Below are 17,583 nucleotides of genomic sequence, written 5' to 3'. Positions count from 1 at the left end.
AATTGCAGATTATTTAAATGAACATTATGTTTCTATTTTAGTTGATCAAGAAGAGCGACCGGATATTGCTTCATTGTACACGAAAGTTTGCCGAATGATGACTGGTCAAATCGGCTTTCCACTGTCTATTTTTATGACGCCTAACCAAATACCGTATTATGCGGGGACGTATTTTCCCCGGGAAGGTAAATCGTTTATACCCGGAATAATGGACGTACTTACGAGCATGCACCATGAATTTCACGATGACCCGGAGCATATCGAAGCAGTTACCAAAAGTGTAAACGAGGAACTGAACAATAGTATATCTATCAAGAGTCCCAAGAAATTATCCAGCAAATACACGATTAAAGCATATCAGCTGCTTCATGACAGACAAGACACAACATACGGCGGATTCGGTGCAGCACCCAAATTTCCTGCACCACAAAATATTTTATTTTTGTTACGTTTCTATCGTCTAACCGGAAAAAAAGATGCCTTAAAAACAGCGGAACATACCTTAAAAGCCATGGCAAACGGAGGAATTTACGATCAGATTGGTTTTGGTTTTTCCCATTACGCTACCGATATGAAGTGGCTTGTCCCCCACTTTGAAAAAAAGCTGTCTGACAATGCATTACTGCTGATCGCTTATACGGAATGCTACCAAATTACGAAAAAGCCGTTTTACAAAAAAGTAAGTGAACAAATTATTTCGTTTGTTATGCGTGACCTGCACCTATCAAATGGCGCCTTCTCTTCTGCGATTGATAGTGATTCAGGTGGCGTGGAAGGTAACTATTATGTATGGGATATTGATGAAGTTCAGCAGGTTCTTGGCGAGGAACTTGGAGAGCTCTATACAAAGGCATATGGCATGACACACAAAGGTAATTTCAAGGGCAAAAATGTGCCAAATTTGGTTGATTCCGATCTGGAAGGTATTGCGGAGGAACATCAGCTTTCATTGGTGGAACTAAGTCAGCAGCTGGAAAAAGCGCGTGTTCAATTATTATCAGCTCGTGAAACGAAGCGCGAGCACCCAGCAGTCGATAAGAAAATTTTGACGGCTAGCAATGCAATGATGATTACCGCACTAGCTAAAGCAGGCAATGTATTCGAGGAATCGGATTATCTTAAAACAGCTGAAGATGCCTTGACATTTATCGAAACCAATTTGGTGCAGAACGAACAGGTGAAGGCTTGTTTCTACGACGATGAGATTTTAACATGTAATGGCTATCTGCACGACTATGCATTTCTTTTAGAAGCATACATCGATTTGTATAACACAACATTATCATTGCCCTACCTAAAAAAGGCCCGGAAACTAGCCAACAGTATGATTGATTTGTTTTGGGATCATGACCAATCCGGATTTTTCTTCACAGGACATGACAGTAACGAATTAATCGTCCGGGAAAAGGAAATTTTGGATTGCACACTGCCATCAGGAAACAGTATTGCGGCACTTACCCTTATCCAATTGGGTCATTTAACCGGAGAAACAGCCTATTTTGATAAAGTTGATGCCATGTATTACACGTTTTACATGGATGTACGGCAACATCCAGACACTACCACATCGTTTATGCAGAGCTTATTATTGACAGAGCTTCCAACAAAAGAGGTCGTTGTAATCGGTAGTGATCATAATTTCACAAAACGATTACAACAAGAATTTTTACCAAATGTTTCATTGCTTCAATGTGAATCACCTGAACAATTGGCCGCTATTGCCTCATTTGTGTCTGATTTTACAAAACGGGATGGGGAGACTATTTTTTATGTATGTGAAAATTTCGTATGTAACCAACCGACAGCAGACCCAGCAGAAGCCTGGAAACTAGTGAAAAAAAGTTAAAGCAGCCGCAATCTTTTCTGAAGATTGCGGCTTTTTTGTTTTTGTCCGGCAACTTCCCGCTTTTGTCCGGCGACTTTCTCGCTTCGTCCGGCGACTTTCCGCTTGCGTCCGGCAACTTTTCCCGTTTGTCCGGCGACTTTCCGCTTGCGTCCGGCAACTTTTCCCGTTTGTCCGGCAACTTCCCGCTTTTGTCCGGCGACTTTTCCCGTTTGTCCGGCGACTTTCTCGTTTCGTCCGGCGACTTTCTCGCTTCGTCCGGCGACTTTTCCCGTTTGTCCGGCAACTTCCCGCCCTCATCCGGCAACTTCCCGCTTTTGTCCGGCGACTTTCTCGCTTCGTCCGGCGACTTTCTCGCTTTGTCCGGCGACTTCCCGCTTTGTCCGGCAACTTCCCGCTTTTGTCCGGCGACTTTTCCCGTTTGTCCGGCGACTTTCTCGCTTCGTCCGGCGACTTTCCGCTTGCGTCCGGCAACTTTTCCCGTTTGTCCGGCAACTTCCCGCTTTATTCCGGCGACTTTCTCGCTTTGTCCGGCAACTTCCCGCTTTTGTCCGGCAACTTCTCGCTTTGTCCGGCGACTTCCCGCTTTGTCCGGCAACTTCCCGCTCTATTCCGGCAACTTCCCGCTCTATTCGGCAACTTCCTGCTCTATTCCGGCAACTTTCCGCTCTATTCCGGCGACTTCTCGCTCTATTCCGGCGACTTTCCGCTTTATTCCAGCTGATAGCAGGGTTTTTCAACAAGGTTATCGAAATAGTTCAGTAGACAATGTAGACGCATTGTGGGAAGAATTGCTTCATAAGGTGGAAGTAGTAGAAAACCTATTCTCCACCGCATATGGCAGTCGGAAATTCACAATTAGCGATCCAGATGAAAACGAATTAGGCTTTGTCCCAAAATAAGGAGGGATTTTTTTGCTTACGAACGGGAAGAAAGCGATTGTAAAAATATGGTTTGAAGAAGTATTTACAAAAGGAGATTTACAGGCAGTTGATCAAGTCGCAGCGACAGACATGGTCACCTACTCTCAAGGCCATGATGAAGGTTTTGTTGGCAGGGACAATTTTAAAAACTGGCTATCATGGTATTGTACTTCTTTTGCCGATCGTACATGGGTGGTCCAAGATACGATTGAAGAAGGTGATAAAATCGTTGCCCGCTATACTGGTTACAGCACGTATAAAGGCGGATTACTTGATATCCCATCTGAAGATCAGCAGGTTAAGGAAACAGGAATCATTATTTTTCGAATGGAAGGTGGAAAAATTAAAGAGCAATGGTGCGAGATGAGTGATTTACAGGTCGTGCAACAGTTAGGAGCTCAAATTGCATCACCATAAATTTTGCATTTTCACCCATTTTCTCGGAGGAGGGGGAATAAATTGAAAAAAAGTCTGTTTCTATTTGTCATTATCGCCCTTCATTTAGTTGCTTGCTCCCAAAAAACACTTACATTTACTGGTGAAAGTGATAATTGGTCTGTTCGTTACACCGCTCACATACACGATTCTGACAGTGAAAGTATTGAATATGCTATTCGCTATACAGGAGAAAAGCCTGCTCCAGAAACAATTGATTATGAATTAGGCAGCCTCTCCGTACACGGGGGCATAATAAATAAGGACTCATCCGCCGTTACAAGTAAAGGAAGCAGTTGTTCTGGATGCGCTGTAACACAAGAAGATGAAGAAATCGAAGCAGTGATTAAGTGGAAAGGACATACGGAAAGCTTTACACTAACGGCAGATTAGCGTCAATCGTTTGTAGGGGAAGAAAAAACTCCCTCCCCTACTTCCGATTAAACTGCTTCTTCAACAGCGTCTCCACCCCACCTGGAAATAACTGATAAAGCTTACTTCCAGCATCCATCCAATGTGGCAAATTAATTTCCCGCTTTTTCATAAATAAATGCTTCACTATTTTCCGCGCAACCTTGTCCGGATCAAGCATATACCGGGAGACGCTTTTCTGGTAACTGCCGCCTGGATCAGCAGTCGTAAAGAAATTTGTTCGAACTGGTCCTAAATTAACCGCCATTACGTAAACTCCTTTACTGGCAACCTCCAGCCGAAGAGCATTGGTAAAGCCAATGACAGCATGTTTTGTAGCCGCATAAACAGCGGATTTCGGTGTGGCAATTTTACCGGCTTGGGAGGCGATGTTGACAATATGACATTTCCGCCGATTCGCTGAAAAGTGCGGCAAAAGCAGTTTTGTACCACGAATCAAGGCGAACACATTCAATTGAAACATCCGCTCCATATCATCAAGTTTCATCTCGTCTACATAATCAAAAATACCTACACCCGCATTATTAATCAGTCCATGTATTTGTTTATGGTCAGCCAAAATTTGCTTAATAACATCCGCAAATTCCTCATGATTGGTTATATCCGCCTGATAAGCGAATGACGTTGCTTCAAATGATTGCCGAAGTTTCTCTTTCTGATTTTCCAATTTATCAAACGAACGGGCAATCATGATCGGTGTCCCGCCATTTTTCGCAATATGCCACGATAGACGTTCACCGATCCCACTCGATGCTCCAGTTACAATAATCGTTTTATTTTGGATATGTTGCCCCACAGACATCACCTACTTTGCTTTCACGAAAAGTACCCCATCGTTCAGCGTTTTTTCAATTTTGCCCTCTTCCTCAAGAAAATCAAGCTGACCGATCGTTTCGGACATTGTTAAATCAAGTTCACGTTCATATTTTTTCGGGAAAAGTTGTTGACAAACTTCAAAAGGTGTCTGTTCTTTTTCCTGCAACATTGTAAGCACCTTATTCGCCCGCTGTTCCTGCTTTGCCAAACGCATTGGTATCAATTCTTCCACATTTGAAAATATGTCACCATGCCCTGGATAAACGGTGGTGATTCCAAGTTTCAAACATTTTTCCAGATTTCTCCTGTATTGTGGCAATGGTTTAGCACGCTCTTTCTCGTCCGCATGTGGTGGCTCCAAAATTGGATTTGGTGAAATATGCTTGAGTAGATGGTCCCCACCAATAAATGCCCCATTAGCCTCACGCAAAAAGGATAAATGACTTTGTGCATGCCCTTTTGTCTCAATAACATGCCAATCCCCATGCCCTGGCAGCGTATCCCCTTCATCAATGATGGCCGTTAATTTTCCCTGACCAGTAAGCTGTAAAGGTGTTTGTAGTTTTTCCAAGAGTTGTAAATATCGATCAGGAACACCAGCTAGCTTAAAATTGTCGCTAAAAAACTGCTGGTATTGATTTAAAAATGTCTCATCTCTTGTTAACCACGGATCATTGTATTTATGGCCAACAATCGACTGTGCCCTTGGGAATTCGCCTACTAACCCAATGTGATCTGGATGATGATGGGTCAAAATATGCTGTTCAATATCATTTGGCGTGTACCCGATTTGTTTTAATTGTACAGTAAGGGCTTCCCACGCCTCTTTTGTCTTCACACCTGCATCAACAAGTGATAACGTATCCCCTTTCAACAGGTAAACATGGACATCCCCTACAGGATATGGTGTTGGTAATGTAATTTTCGTAATCGTGTCGTGTAATACTTTCATTTATATAAGCTCCTCTAAAAGTGAATGGTCATTCATTTACTTTTAGTTTACCCCTTTTTCTCTCATTTGTCACATTGTTTATTTCTATTTCAAAAGTTGCTTGATCGCATCAGTCAAAATTTCCGGCAAATACTCGAAGCTGTATGTCAGTTCCAATCGCTCTGTCCACTGATGCGGATCCCTTCCCAGTGGTCCGATATTCAACACTGGCATTGTCAGCTGTTCCATGACATCTTCTGGAAAAACGAATCCATTATTTTGCAGCGGCATGTTCGTTGTTAATTGACTCAATTTACTTTGTGACGATGGTGGTCCAACAAAACTTAGGTCAGACAGTCCGGTAAAAAATTCTGCCACAGTCAATTCAATCTGATATCCCTGTTTTGTTTGTTTCGTCACGTTATCCATCACATCTTGAATATACGGGTCATCAAACGATGAAACAGCAGGATAAAATGGTGGACTGTAAAACAAAATAATCATTGGTCCTAAATCTTTACAAAGTGCAGCCAAATCTTGCACAAGCAATGTAGAAAAATCACGATCGCCATGTTCACGCTTGGCAACTAGTAAATTTTGCCGCCGCGTAATTTCTTCTTTTCCATATCTATTCACTGCTTCAGCATATAATTCTTCATACATCATGACACGTACCTGAAAATCAGGCAACGTAAAATCCGTAGCAACATCAGCAAAATAACCTGCTTTCTGTTTTACATGACTTTCTATTTCCCGAGCTGCTTTTGTTGCACCAGCAATCAATTTTTCATTTAGTTCGTGAAAAGATTGCTTTAAATACAGAACATTGTACATCGCGATTGCAGCATTTGGTGTCTGCACCGAATAGGCCTCTTTCAAATCCCGCTGCATTAAACTTGTTGGCGGCGGTGTCACTTCATCCCCATTTTTTTCAATAAATGTTTCATTTAATTCCAATTGCTGGGATAAATAGCTAATCATTAAATTAGGGTTTACGCCCGCAAATGGTTCACCGACATGTGATTCCTTTCCATAGCAATAAAAACCTGGAAGCACTTTTCCGATCGATCCTGTATATACATAATAATGATCGTCACCAGGATATTTGCTAAACATTGGCTCACCATTTAAACAGGCATTATAGGTTATGTTTTCTTCTTTTTTTAATTGGTTCAATACTGGCAGTGCCGTTAACATCCCTTGTGAATTCACCTCTTCATCTGGAACTGTTAATAAAAGAATATTGCCGTCGAATTCATCATCTATCGCTTTTTCAATCATGGATAAGTGAAGAGAGAGACCTGCTTTCATATCCATCGAACCTCGTCCAAACAACCAATCGCCAGTTGTAATATCCTGCTTGACCTGTTCTGGTAAACCATCCTTGATCCGTTCCATTTCTTTCGTTAATTCCTTTGGATGAAAGGCAAGATTTTCTAATGATCCATAATCCTCCACACCAACAACATCAAAATGGCTTAGTAAAATAACCGTTTCTTTTGTATTGCCTTTTTTTACGAATGCAGTTAAAAGTCTTCTGCCATCATCTAACGGATGAAGTTTTAAGAAATTAGGATGGCTTTGAAAATATTCCTTTTGTGCTAAAATATGGTAGAGATATTCAGCAAGTGCAATTTCCGCATTGCTTTCGGTAACACTTTGATGATGAACGAGTGAACATAACAATTCGGTTAACTCTTCTTTCGTTTGCCAATGTTTCATCCTAAATTCCTCCCATGAGAATTGACTTTTAGAAAAGATTGCAACACAATTAACAAAAGCATAAGCGCCCTTACAAGCTAAAAACGCGACGTCCTGTGCGTCGTAACAACGTAAGGCTTGAACCTAGTTTTATCCTTATTCACAATCAAGACTGAGGTGAACCTTTTGACTACAAAAATTTTCGCACATCGTGGTGCTAGCAGGCTCGCACCTGAAAATACGATGCCTGCCTTTGAACTCGCCTATAAGCTAGGTGCAGATGCAATTGAAACAGATGTTCAACTTACGAAAGACAATGTTCCCGTGTTAATCCATGATGAACATGTAAGGCGAACAACAAATGGAAAAGGTTACATCAAAGATTTTACATTTGGCGAGTTAAAACAATTGGATGCTGGTTCCTGGTTTTCACAAAAATATGCTGGGACCACAATTGTTTCCTTGGATGAATTTTTACAATGGATTAAACCCAAGTCGTTATACTTAAATATTGAGTTGAAAAATAATAAGATAGATTATACAAACATTGAAACAATTGTATATGAAAAACTCATGGAATATCAATTGATAAATCGAACTATTCTGTCGACATTTAATCCAGTTAGTGTAAAGCGAACGCATGAGCTTCACCCAGATATGGATGTTGCTCTTTTAACATCAAGACGGAATCGATATCTGGTGCGTGATGCCAAACAACTTGGCGCAACTGCCCTACACGTGAAATATCGGTTGCTCAATCAATCGCTTTTTGACGCATGTCACGAGGAAAATATGCCTGTGCGTGTGTATACGATAAACAAACCAATAAGAATGCAGCGCTGCTTTACACTTGAAAGCGACGGAATTTTTACCGACGTACCAGATCTCGCAATCGAGCAACGAAAACTTTTTAACACCCAACAATAAATCTAGGAGGACTCACTATGCCAAAATTATTTACACCAATCAATTTCCAAGACGTTGAACTAAAAAACCGGATTGTTATGTCCCCAATGTGTATGTATTCCTGCTTTAAACAAGATGGGAAAGTCACCCCCTTCCATCTGACACATCTCGCAAGCCGGGCAGTCGGTCAAGTAGGATTAATCATCACTGAAGCAACAGCCGTTCAGCCAGAGGGACGCATTTCTCCCCAAGATTTGGGCATCTGGGACGATGATCATGTGAAGGGACTAACAATGATCAACGAACAAATTCATGCTAATGGCGCTAAATCCGCGATACAATTAGCCCACGCCGGTCGTAAAGCAGAAGTCGAATCAGATATTTTCGCACCAACAGCAACACGGTTTAACGAAAAGTATAAAGTGCCAAAAGAGATGACAGCGGAAAATATTAAGCAAACCATCGATGCTTTTAAACAAGGAGCAAGGCGTGCCAAAGCAGCTGGTTTTGATATTATTGAACTTCATGGTGCACATGGCTATTTAATTAATCAATTCCTTTCCCCGTTAACGAACCATCGATCAGATAATTACGGTGGATCCCGGGAAAATCGCTATCGCTTCTTATCTGAAATTATTGACGCGGTAAAAACAGAATGGGATGGCCCTATTTTCGTGCGCATTTCAACCGATGAATACGATGAAGCTGGTAACAATGCCGATGATATCCTTTACTTCACGAATGAAATGAAACAACAAGGAATCGATTTAATTGACTGCAGTTCAGGTGGTGTTGTCCCAGCAAAAGTCCAGGCCTATCCAGGTTATCAAGTCCCCCGCTGTGACATGATTAAACGTGAAACAGACATTGCCACAGGTGCGGTTGGATTGATCACGACCGGGTTACAAGCAGAGGAAATTTTACAGAATGACCGTGCAGATCTTGTCATCGTTGGTCGTGCCCTACTGCGGAATCCGTATTGGGCAAAAGCTGCTGCTGACGAATTAGGCTATGCGATTGAAGCACCAACACAATACAAACGAGGCTGGAAATAGGAGGACTTTACAATGGAACTATTTTTCCTCGGCACTGGTGCAGGTGTCCCAGCAAAAGAACGAAATGTATCGGCGGTTGCTCTGAAGTTGCTTCAAGAACACAACAGTATCTGGCTTTTTGATTGTGGTGAGGCAACCCAACACCAAATTTTACAAACATCGATTAAACCAAGAAAAATCACGAAAATCTTTATTACCCATCTACACGGGGACCATATCTTTGGTCTCCCTGGTTTTTTGAGTAGCCGCTCCTTTCAAGGTGGCAATGAATTATTGATGGTTTATGGGCCAACAGGGATTAAACGGTTTATTGAGACAAGCCTGGAAACAAGCGGTACCCACCTCACCTACCCATTGGAAATTATTGAAATTAACGAAGGGCAGATTTTTGAGGATGATACGTTCACCGTTTATTGCCAAGAACTGAACCATGGAATCCAATGTTTCGGTTATCGGATCGTCGAAAAGGACAAACCAGGCGAACTCTTGGTAGACAAATTAAAAGAAGCTGGGATTCAACCTGGGCCAATCTATCAGCAAATTAAAGACAACCCTACCTTGACAACCGAGGGAGGAAAAACGATTCACCGCGCTGATTTTATCGGGCCAGATAAACCAGGACGCATTATTTCTATTCTTGGAGATACGCGCTTTCCCGAACAAAGTCAAGCGTTTGTAGAGAATTCCGATGTTCTTGTCCATGAAGCAACATTTGAGCATGACAAAGCAGCACTGGCAAACGATTATTTTCATTCGACAACAACCCAAGCTGCATTACTTGCAAAAATGAGCAACGTCAAAAAATTGGTTTTAAATCATATCTCTTCACGTTACCAGCAAGCCGATTATCAACAATTACTCCAGGAAGCTCGTGACGTATTTTCGAACACAGAACTTGCGCATGATTTTTATGTTGTTCCAATAGATTCAAAATAATGGAGGAGGCATTACATGAACCGATTTGCTGAAGTAGTCAACAGCCACCGCGAATATTTCTTAACTGGGGAAACATTGTCATATGCTTTTCGTAAAGAACAGTTAAAAAAACTAAAAGCAATGCTGAAATCAAACGAAAAGCGAATTTATCAGGCATTAAAAACGGATTTAAATAAATCTCAGCACGAGACACTTACAACCGAGTTAGGCTTTTTATACACGGAAATTGATTTTGCCCTTAAACATCTCAAAGAATGGATGCAGCCGGAAAAAGCTGAGGCACCCATCACCCATAAAGGAACGAAAAATTATATTGTCCGAGAGCCATATGGAGTTACACTTGTCATCTCTCCTTGGAATTATCCATTACAACTAGCCATTGCTCCAGCGATTGGTGCGATGGCTGCGGGGAATACAGTCGTACTAAAACCATCCGAGTTCACTCAAGCAACGTCATCGCTACTAGCGGAAATGATTCGTGATACGTTTGACAGCCAATATGTTACGGTAGTCGAAGGAGAAAAGGAAACAAGCGAGCAATTAGTAGCGCAACCCTTTGATTACATCTTTTTCACGGGAAGTTCAGCAGTGGGTAAAATTATTATGCGAGAAGCAAGCCAGCACCTGACCCCCGTTACCCTAGAATTAGGCGGGAAAAGCCCCGCCATTATTGAACAAGATGCAAATATTAATCTTACAGCAAAACGAATTGTCTGGGGGAAATTTACAAACGCAGGACAAACATGTGTAGCACCGGATTACGTATATGTTCATGAAAAAGTGAAACCAAAATTACTAAAAGCAATGAAAAAACATCTGAAATCCTTTTATGGTAAAAACCCGTTGAAAAATGAGGATTATGTACACATCGTCAACAAGAAGCATTTTGACCGATTACAAGCCTACATGAATGATGGAAGAATTATCTTAGGTGGTAACGTTGATCCGGATAACCACATGATTGAACCAACTCTATTGGATGAAATTTCTTGGGAAGATTCTATTATGCAGGAAGAAATTTTCGGTCCCCTACTGCCTGTATTGACCTTTACCGAATTAGATGATGTCATTTCCAAGTTAAAACAAATGGATAAACCACTAGCACTCTATTATTTTGGCGAAAATGAACACGATCAGCAAAAAGTAATGCAGCACGTTTCTTTTGGTGGCGGATGTATCAATGACACACTCTACCATCTAGCAAACCCACACCTGCCATTTGGTGGTGTCGGCAATAGTGGCATCGGAGGATATCACGGGAAATATAGCTTTGAAGCATTCTCCCATAAAAAGAGCATCATGAAACAAACGACCAAGTTTGATATGCCATTGCGCTATCCTGGGAGTAAACTAGCAAACTCGCTCGTTAAACGGGTTATGAAGTAAGGCTCCTTATTGCAACTCTAGCACTGTTTGCAAGACTGAAACAGTGCTAGAAAACTATTGGTGGAGACAAGAGATTTCATGCTTACATTGATCTCCATTTGAATTGTTGGTAAATCCACTCAGTAGCTTTTTCATCAGCCTTTACTGGATAGTCATAGTCGAATTGCGTTGTAGTTTCACTGGCAACGCTTCGGAATAAATCCATTGTGTGTTTTAAAGCATGCTGCATCTCACGGGAATCATAACGGGCAAAGCATTTTCTGAGTTCCCCCTTAATTTTAGGATCAGCCCATTTATCAAAAAACCTTCCATTGTGCCATGTATCATAATCGTTGCCGTACTTTGCTTTGGCATGCCATTCCGTCATTTTTAACAAAAGCTGTTTCAAATCATTATCAATACATACTTTTGCAGTCCACCATTCTCCACGTAACAGTTTTTTCGCACCCCAGACCGCATGATACCAAAAATCAAGAATAACCTCTGTCCATTCTGCTTTGGATGGCAAGGAATAATCTTCAACCATTGTGTTTTCCTCCAAATTAGCAAAACGTTCAAACAGTCTATCTTTATCTACTAAAACACGAATTCCTCTGTTTAATGTCGTTCGAATCTCGTCACTCGCAAACAATTGATTTAAGCTAAGTAACGGAAATATCGAAAAATCAACGTCAACCGCATCTTCAAATAATACACGACGCTCCTTTCCCCCACCTATTGCCGTTTTTTCAATGAACGTTATCCAGTAAGGGCCTATTTCACCTACCCAATTTTCAGAAATTAAGTATTTATCCGGCTCGGTTGAGAAAAGCACCAAATCCAGATCTGACCACTCATCCGCAGGCCTTTTCGTTCTTGCTCTCGAGCCCACGATAATCATACCCCGGATGTCCTCTTGGTTATTACACCATGTTGTTACTTTTTCGATTAACTGTTCATATTTTTGCTGTTGGTTTCCCATCGTTTCACCTTGTTTCATGTCATTAAAAATAAGTTGTTTAAAACTGGTTCATTATAACGCTGATTACAGCCCGCACTTCTATCAATTTTTCATCAACGATTTACAACTTGTCGCAAACAGCATGTACCAAAGGAAAATACCCCGAAGTTTCAGACTATTACGGTAAGGATGTGAAAACATAACTTCTTAAAAAGAACAGGGATTGGTCTAGACAATGAATCAAGTCCATCCACAATTTTTCAATCGCGCCTATTTGCGGTAGATTAAAATCAAAACTTGACTTCATTACTTGGATTAGTTTTTAAAGTTACAACAACACTAGCTATACTAACCAAAGCTCCCATAATTGCAATAACGCTAACCCCAATATTACTAGGAGTAAGAAATCCGATTGGTATAATTCCTAAAAATGTAATTACTACAAAGGCTTGATACACTGTAAATATGATTCTCACAACTCGATTGCTAAACAGAGTTAAAATCAAGGGCGGTAAAAATAGTACTGTTATTATACCAATTGATATCCATATACCAGCTGGTTCATCGTAAGAAACAGTGTTAGGACCTGTTGGATGCTTAGCAGCTAGTAAAACCCCTGCAATAGCTATTACTAAAGTAAAAACAACCATAAAAAACCTTTTAAACATAATATAAGACCTCCTTTTTCACCATGCCATCCACAATGTGGCCCGGTAATACAAACTTTCCAATTGTTATAATCATATATACGAGAAAAAGCAATATAAGTTTCGGTGTTATTCAACATCTCGCTATTTAACTTTAATTACTTTCCTGAACAATATGGTCCGTTCGCGCAAATTAGGATGCTTCTTTATCCCGTTAAAGCGCACGTTACTGAATACCAAATCATTCAGCATTCCGGTATTCCGTGTTTTCGTCCTTTGATTTTTTAAACCACTTCACGGGATTCAAGTGTTTTCTGTAACGCTTCATCAGTTCCTTACCAACAATGATACAACTAACCCAGAATGCTATTTCTCCTAGCACAACTAATAAAGGAGTTATGATGACTTTCGTGCTTGTGGGAAGTGTGGTAAAGGGGATAATAAAAGCGACTCCATACAAAATGCATGAAAGTACAATAAGGAAGATTCCAACTCTTTTCGATTTATTCTTCGGCTTTTGATTTTCAGCAAATTGTTCTTCACTTCTAGATTCGCTCATTGTGAAATCCCCTAAAAATAATTTTCTTAAACCTGTCATACATTGGTACAATTTTTGTCATTCAGTTGTAAAAAGTATGTCAAGGATGGTACATTTCAATGGCTGTAATCATAAATCTCCCATTCTTGTGAAAGCACACTATACAAAACGCAATCATGATAATGATCATACAGGTATTCACCGTCCCTGATAATACCCTCCTGCTTCAACCCGAGTCTTTCAGGAATGGCTTTGCTTTTTTGATTAGCGATACCACACTGTATTTCAACACGATTCAGATTATAAGCTGTGAACGCGTAGTCTATCAATGCTGCTACAGCCCTAGTCATCAAACCGCGCCCCTGATATTTTTCGGACAACCAATAGCCAATGCTTGTTTTTCTGTTTGACCAATCGATGCCGTGGAAACCAACCATACCCACTAAACGTTCATTGTACATAATGCCGACTTGAAAACCATCATGGTCGGCAAATTGCTTCAACCACATTTCGATTACAGGCTCATAATCCGCAACTTGTTTCATGTTATCTACCCAAGGAAGCCACTCCCTTAAGTAATCTCTGGCTTCATCCACCAAAGCAAACAACTCATTAGCATCTTCCTTTTCAAGTAATTTCAATGACAAATCCGTATCAATTTTAAACGTAAACATGTAATCCTACTCCCATAATTTTAATATAATTTTGATAATTATACCATATATGTTGCAATTGGCAATACGTAAAAAAACGCATTCCTTAATACACGAATGCGTCTCTGCATGAGCCGAATATGAACATATACCAATTGCTTATAGAGGTTGTTCAAAAAGTCACCAAATGATAAGCGGCGAATCTCTTCGTTGGCTTGTCTTTCCGGTCCTCATGTAGATTTTACCTACATTCCGGTCCTCAAGACTACGCCGCCTCGACCTTCTTGCTTCTAATTTGGAGACTTTTTGAACACGCACTTATAAAACATTTGGATGAAATAGTTAGATAACCATTATTTAATTTTATCACGAAATATTATTTAGCAAGAAAAATAAGTCGTTTCGGATTATTTTCTCCAACTTCCTTAAGTAACTGGTTTATTAATTTTTAAGATATTCGAAATAGCCCAATAATAGGACCAGTATTACATATTGCTTTCATCGTCTTTACCATCTTCTTTTAGAATAAATTCTATGGTTTCGTCATCTTGTTTTTTTGTTCTTCTGTATACTTAGCCCAATGAATGTTATGGTCAATTAGGATTTGAATAAAATCAGATAAGCTTTTACCACAAAGTTCAGCTGCCCTGGCCAGTGTTAGTTTTCTTGCAGTAAACAAACACATGGCTAGTGATAAATTAACATCTTCATCAACTGAATTTAAATTTTTTTCTTTTAAAAAAGGCAAAAATTCAGGATTTATTCCAACTTTTGCTTTTATTGCTCCATATGGTATCATCCCACTCCTATCCATTATTTTTAATCTACTGTTTAATACATAAACCAACCGCCCTATTGAATAAACGCACCCGTTAGGAGCAGATGCAACAGAAAATCTTATGCCACAATCGCAACCTTTTCTGGCATAATGGGATGGTTGATAAAAGTTAAACCTAATGACATGGATATCATTAGGTTGCTATCTATTTTCCTTTATTTAGTTCTTTATATTTGTCATTATATTCTTGTGTGTCAATTTCCCCTCTTGCGTATCGTTCTTGTAAAATTTTTAATGTATGGCCATCAGTTGAAAACGTTTGTCCTTGGGTTAGTTTACGAATCAAATAGATAACTGCCCAGATAACAAGTCCCCAGAATAACAGTATGGTAATTCCACCTAAAGCCATCATTGGAAAACCCATTCCACTAAACATATCCCCGCCAAACGTACCACCGAACATCCAATTACACATTCGATATCACCTCTATAATATTATAACTAAGCAAACACCTTTTTGTTAAGCAATCTGGCCCGTTTGGAGCGCAGCCCTTCTTCCACAACTGCGCCCTATTGATAAGGATTCTATTTACAAATAATTACGGTATCTCTATTCCTTTTTTCTTCAAAAAACCATCAATTTGCTGTCTATGATGATTATCGTGCCATTGAAATCCCGCTATGTAATTAAATATGGTATGTGGGTAACCTGAATACTTGTCGATTTCTTCCTCGTTCAATGTAAATTTCGCAAAAAACTCATTCTCATCTTTTTTTCTTAGATCAGATGCAAGCCGAGTTCTTTCCTCCAGCTTTTGTTGAAGTAAATGCCGTTGGGATACACCGGATAATGCATATTTTTCTGCCTGACCATTCAATATTTCAAAGTCAATACTTTCAATGACTGCATTAGGTTTCATTTGTGGCAACGTTTCTTCTCGAATGTACCTATCCCAGAATGATATGTGACTAATAATCTCCGCTATAGACCATTTATCCTCCGCTATTGGTTCAAAGAAAAGAGTCTCTTCAATTGTCTTCAAAGAACTGACATAGGAGTTAAAACCTTCAAAATCATCAATTAGATCTTCTGTTGTGTACATTTATATCCCCCATTCGTTTAATACCTTCAACAATATGGCTCTTATATATGATTTAAGCGCGATTCCTATTAGATAATTGTGACCGATTGATGAAGAAATCTTTTCAAAGGATTATTTTTTAATACCCGCTATAAAATCCATTAAAAATCTTCTATCTTCTTCAAACGAAAGAGATAAATCTTGGATTTCTTCAAGTGATTTCCAATCAATATCATAAATGAGTTCATCAGGGTCTTGAATTTTTGGCTTTCCGCCCGTTACATTTACTTCAAAATAATGTACTTCACCATAATCACTTTCTTTTTTTAATAAAAAGCGTAATACCTCGACATTGTATCCTGTTTCTTCTTCAACCTCCCTAATACAACACTTTTCAAATGTTTCTCCGCCCTCCAGCCCCCCAGAAGGAACCGACCATCGCTTTGGTTCATCAATTTTTCCTTGTAGTACCATTAAAACACAATCATCTTTTACACAAACACCTGCAGCGCCAACCCATTTCTCCATCCCAAACCTACCCCCTTTTTTAAGTACTTTTATTCAATTTAATGGCCCTATTGTGGAACTGCAATATATAAAATTAAAGGCTACACCTCTAAAGTAAATTTCTACTTATATGAAGTACACGTTCAAGATCATGGATATGTAATGAACCCAGATGGCGTTTTAACTCTGAACCATGTACAGAAGTAATTCTTGTTACTGGAGCAATAATAACAGGGCACTGCTTTGTTTAGCGCGAGATCCTTTAAAACATTCGCTAGTCAAACATCACCCTGTTTCATCACTGCTCATTGTAAATGTCATCTTTCTCATTATCCCAACACGAATAATTTTCGTTCACTAAAACGACATCACTAGCCATGTATTTTTCTTTAATTTTATCGAGGACCTTTTGTCTATCCTTCTTATTCAGCATGTCAATTTCTTTAATAATTTTTTCAGGAAGGGACATGTCATACACCCCATTAAGATATACCTTTTATTATAACTTATAATCGAGCCGACATAACTGCTCAAAAGTTCCCTAATTAAAAGTACTTGCTGTAAAAATCATATCTTAGTCGGCATAAATCCTTGTTGTTTCACTTTTTTCATGAACCCAGTATACTTTGAATTACTTCTAAAGGCGTCCATGTGTAGCATAACTGTGCCGTTATAGTGCCCGATTGCGGCACATCATTGCTTAGATAACCTCAGTTTAAATTGAATTCATTTTGTTTATTTAATTTTGCTATAGAATGATAGCAATATGTTATAATAAAGTTTAATAGACTGGCTTCACATGAGGGGTGACGCACTGGTAACCTTCTTTGGAATTTCCAAGAAGGGAGGTGACGCCTATAGATATAATAAGCGTTCTAATGCTGATGGTTTCATTTGGCATGTTAATTGCGTTTATCATGTCCGATAAAAATAAAAAATAATCCCTCATGTGGTTTGAACGGCCTTTGAGGGATTACTTTCCTTAAATGCGCCTTGCCCCACTTGATGGGTTCGGTCTTTATTATCATATGCACTTTTCTATGTTTACTATACCACAAAATCCATGTTTGTACA

General features: G+C 39.7%; 19 protein-coding genes and 1 pseudogene. 7 read left to right on the top strand and 13 right to left on the bottom strand.

Annotation, left to right across the window (positions count from 1 at the left end; translation table 11 throughout):
* Position 1: 1 nt before the first annotated feature.
* Positions 2 to 1,846, top strand: a complete 1,845-nt coding sequence (locus tag ACW2QC_RS18195) for a thioredoxin domain-containing protein (RefSeq protein WP_457545380.1) — start codon at positions 2 to 4, stop codon at positions 1,844 to 1,846.
* Here the strand turns inward: ACW2QC_RS18195 and ACW2QC_RS18190 are convergent.
* Positions 1,843 to 2,049, bottom strand: a pseudogene (locus ACW2QC_RS18190) (hypothetical protein); the annotation flags it as partial. The gene ACW2QC_RS18195 and the pseudogene ACW2QC_RS18190 sit on opposite strands and share 4 nt — an antisense overlap.
* 708 nt (positions 2,050 to 2,757) lie before the next feature.
* Here ACW2QC_RS18190 and ACW2QC_RS18185 point away from each other — a divergent pair.
* Together ACW2QC_RS18185 and ACW2QC_RS18180 are read left to right on the top strand one after the other, a co-directional pair.
* Positions 2,758 to 3,183 carry an ester cyclase gene (locus ACW2QC_RS18185; protein ID WP_457545361.1) on the top strand — a complete coding sequence of 142 codons (426 nt, stop codon included), beginning with the start codon at positions 2,758 to 2,760 and terminating at the stop codon, positions 3,181 to 3,183.
* A gap of 42 nt (positions 3,184 to 3,225) precedes the next feature.
* Entirely contained in the window at positions 3,226 to 3,594 is a 369-nt protein-coding gene (locus ACW2QC_RS18180; protein WP_457545360.1) for a hypothetical protein, read from the top strand.
* 37 nt (positions 3,595 to 3,631) lie between these two features.
* Here ACW2QC_RS18180 and ACW2QC_RS18175 read toward each other — a convergent pair whose 3' ends face one another.
* The 3 genes from ACW2QC_RS18175 to ACW2QC_RS18165 all read right to left on the bottom strand — a co-directional run bounded on the left by ACW2QC_RS18175 (position 3,632) and on the right by ACW2QC_RS18165 (position 7,102).
* Positions 3,632 to 4,435, bottom strand: a complete 804-nt coding sequence (locus ACW2QC_RS18175; protein WP_457545359.1) for an SDR family NAD(P)-dependent oxidoreductase — start codon at positions 4,433 to 4,435, stop codon at positions 3,632 to 3,634.
* Positions 4,436 to 4,438: 3 nt separating this feature from the next.
* Entirely contained in the window at positions 4,439 to 5,401 is a 963-nt protein-coding gene (locus tag ACW2QC_RS18170; RefSeq protein WP_457545358.1) for an MBL fold metallo-hydrolase, read from the bottom strand.
* An 84-nt stretch (positions 5,402 to 5,485) separates the two neighbouring features.
* Positions 5,486 to 7,102 carry a M20/M25/M40 family metallo-hydrolase gene (locus ACW2QC_RS18165; RefSeq protein WP_457545357.1) on the bottom strand — a complete coding sequence of 539 codons (1,617 nt, stop codon included), beginning with the start codon at positions 7,100 to 7,102 and terminating at the stop codon, positions 5,486 to 5,488.
* Positions 7,103 to 7,267: 165 nt separating this feature from the next.
* Between ACW2QC_RS18165 and ACW2QC_RS18160 the strand changes: the two genes are divergently transcribed.
* The 4 genes from ACW2QC_RS18160 to ACW2QC_RS18145 are packed head-to-tail and all read left to right on the top strand — an operon-like array spanning position 7,268 to position 11,364.
* Positions 7,268 to 8,008, top strand: coding sequence for a glycerophosphodiester phosphodiesterase (locus ACW2QC_RS18160; protein ID WP_457545356.1), 741 nt, complete (start codon positions 7,268 to 7,270; stop codon positions 8,006 to 8,008).
* 17 nt (positions 8,009 to 8,025) lie between these two features.
* Positions 8,026 to 9,042, top strand: coding sequence for an NADPH dehydrogenase NamA (gene namA, locus ACW2QC_RS18155; protein WP_457545355.1), 1,017 nt, complete (start codon positions 8,026 to 8,028; stop codon positions 9,040 to 9,042).
* Positions 9,043 to 9,054: 12 nt separating this feature from the next.
* A complete protein-coding gene (gene rnz, locus ACW2QC_RS18150; RefSeq protein WP_457545354.1) occupies positions 9,055 to 9,978 on the top strand; it encodes a ribonuclease Z in 924 nt (307 codons plus the stop codon).
* A gap of 15 nt (positions 9,979 to 9,993) precedes the next feature.
* The gene (locus ACW2QC_RS18145; RefSeq protein ID WP_457545353.1) at positions 9,994 to 11,364 is read left to right on the top strand and encodes an aldehyde dehydrogenase; all 1,371 of its coding nucleotides are present in this window, start codon (positions 9,994 to 9,996) and stop codon (positions 11,362 to 11,364) included.
* 82 nt (positions 11,365 to 11,446) lie between these two features.
* On the opposite strand, the gene ACW2QC_RS18140 is transcribed toward ACW2QC_RS18145, so the two are convergent.
* From ACW2QC_RS18140 to ACW2QC_RS18100, 9 genes are all read right to left on the bottom strand, one after another.
* Positions 11,447 to 12,325, bottom strand: a complete 879-nt coding sequence (locus ACW2QC_RS18140; RefSeq protein ID WP_457545352.1) for an aminoglycoside 6-adenylyltransferase — start codon at positions 12,323 to 12,325, stop codon at positions 11,447 to 11,449.
* A 269-nt stretch (positions 12,326 to 12,594) separates the two neighbouring features.
* Positions 12,595 to 12,972: a hypothetical protein gene (locus ACW2QC_RS18135; protein WP_457545351.1), complete on the bottom strand. Its 378-nt coding sequence runs from the start codon at positions 12,970 to 12,972 to the stop codon at positions 12,595 to 12,597.
* A gap of 220 nt (positions 12,973 to 13,192) precedes the next feature.
* Positions 13,193 to 13,510 carry a transporter suffix domain-containing protein gene (locus ACW2QC_RS18130; protein ID WP_457545350.1) on the bottom strand — a complete coding sequence of 106 codons (318 nt, stop codon included), beginning with the start codon at positions 13,508 to 13,510 and terminating at the stop codon, positions 13,193 to 13,195.
* Positions 13,511 to 13,605: 95 nt separating this feature from the next.
* A complete protein-coding gene (locus ACW2QC_RS18125; RefSeq protein ID WP_457545349.1) occupies positions 13,606 to 14,163 on the bottom strand; it encodes a GNAT family N-acetyltransferase in 558 nt (185 codons plus the stop codon).
* A 511-nt stretch (positions 14,164 to 14,674) separates the two neighbouring features.
* Positions 14,675 to 14,941 carry a UPF0175 family protein gene (locus ACW2QC_RS18120; RefSeq protein WP_457545348.1) on the bottom strand — a complete coding sequence of 89 codons (267 nt, stop codon included), beginning with the start codon at positions 14,939 to 14,941 and terminating at the stop codon, positions 14,675 to 14,677.
* Positions 14,942 to 15,125: 184 nt separating this feature from the next.
* A complete protein-coding gene (locus tag ACW2QC_RS18115) occupies positions 15,126 to 15,395 on the bottom strand; it encodes an SHOCT domain-containing protein (RefSeq protein WP_457545347.1) in 270 nt (89 codons plus the stop codon).
* 124 nt (positions 15,396 to 15,519) lie between these two features.
* Positions 15,520 to 16,023, bottom strand: a complete 504-nt coding sequence (locus tag ACW2QC_RS18110; RefSeq protein WP_457545346.1) for a DinB family protein — start codon at positions 16,021 to 16,023, stop codon at positions 15,520 to 15,522.
* A 111-nt stretch (positions 16,024 to 16,134) separates the two neighbouring features.
* Positions 16,135 to 16,530 carry an NUDIX domain-containing protein gene (locus ACW2QC_RS18105; RefSeq protein WP_457545345.1) on the bottom strand — a complete coding sequence of 132 codons (396 nt, stop codon included), beginning with the start codon at positions 16,528 to 16,530 and terminating at the stop codon, positions 16,135 to 16,137.
* A 277-nt stretch (positions 16,531 to 16,807) separates the two neighbouring features.
* Positions 16,808 to 16,978: a hypothetical protein gene (locus ACW2QC_RS18100; RefSeq protein ID WP_457545344.1), complete on the bottom strand. Its 171-nt coding sequence runs from the start codon at positions 16,976 to 16,978 to the stop codon at positions 16,808 to 16,810.
* Between the last annotated feature and the right edge of the window lie 605 nt (positions 16,979 to 17,583).

This window comes from Virgibacillus sp. FSP13 (assembly GCF_054048505.1).
This window is presented reverse-complemented; position numbering and strand designations above follow the sequence as displayed.

Bases quoted from the DNA above. Each gene is read 5' to 3' on its own strand.
- ACW2QC_RS18170 (WP_457545358.1), bottom strand. From the start codon at position 5,401: ATGAAAGTATTACACGACACGATTACGAAAATTACATTACCAACACCA.
- ACW2QC_RS18140 (WP_457545352.1), bottom strand. From the start codon at position 12,325: ATGGGAAACCAACAGCAAAAATATGAACAGTTAATCGAAAAAGTAACA.
- ACW2QC_RS18145 (WP_457545353.1), top strand. From the start codon at position 9,994: ATGAACCGATTTGCTGAAGTAGTCAACAGCCACCGCGAATATTTCTTA.
- ACW2QC_RS18165 (WP_457545357.1), bottom strand. From the start codon at position 7,102: ATGAAACATTGGCAAACGAAAGAAGAGTTAACCGAATTGTTATGTTCA.
- rnz (WP_457545354.1), top strand. From the start codon at position 9,055: ATGGAACTATTTTTCCTCGGCACTGGTGCAGGTGTCCCAGCAAAAGAA.
- ACW2QC_RS18125 (WP_457545349.1), bottom strand. From the start codon at position 14,163: ATGTTTACGTTTAAAATTGATACGGATTTGTCATTGAAATTACTTGAA.
- ACW2QC_RS18175 (WP_457545359.1), bottom strand. From the start codon at position 4,435: ATGTCTGTGGGGCAACATATCCAAAATAAAACGATTATTGTAACTGGA.
- ACW2QC_RS18115 (WP_457545347.1), bottom strand. From the start codon at position 15,395: ATGTGTAATTGGATGTTCGGTGGTACGTTTGGCGGGGATATGTTTAGT.
- ACW2QC_RS18110 (WP_457545346.1), bottom strand. From the start codon at position 16,023: ATGTACACAACAGAAGATCTAATTGATGATTTTGAAGGTTTTAACTCC.
- ACW2QC_RS18105 (WP_457545345.1), bottom strand. From the start codon at position 16,530: ATGGAGAAATGGGTTGGCGCTGCAGGTGTTTGTGTAAAAGATGATTGT.
- ACW2QC_RS18135 (WP_457545351.1), bottom strand. From the start codon at position 12,972: ATGTTTAAAAGGTTTTTTATGGTTGTTTTTACTTTAGTAATAGCTATT.
- ACW2QC_RS18130 (WP_457545350.1), bottom strand. From the start codon at position 13,510: ATGAGCGAATCTAGAAGTGAAGAACAATTTGCTGAAAATCAAAAGCCG.
- ACW2QC_RS18100 (WP_457545344.1), bottom strand. From the start codon at position 16,978: ATGTCCCTTCCTGAAAAAATTATTAAAGAAATTGACATGCTGAATAAG.
- namA (WP_457545355.1), top strand. From the start codon at position 8,026: ATGCCAAAATTATTTACACCAATCAATTTCCAAGACGTTGAACTAAAA.
- ACW2QC_RS18120 (WP_457545348.1), bottom strand. From the start codon at position 14,941: ATGATACCATATGGAGCAATAAAAGCAAAAGTTGGAATAAATCCTGAA.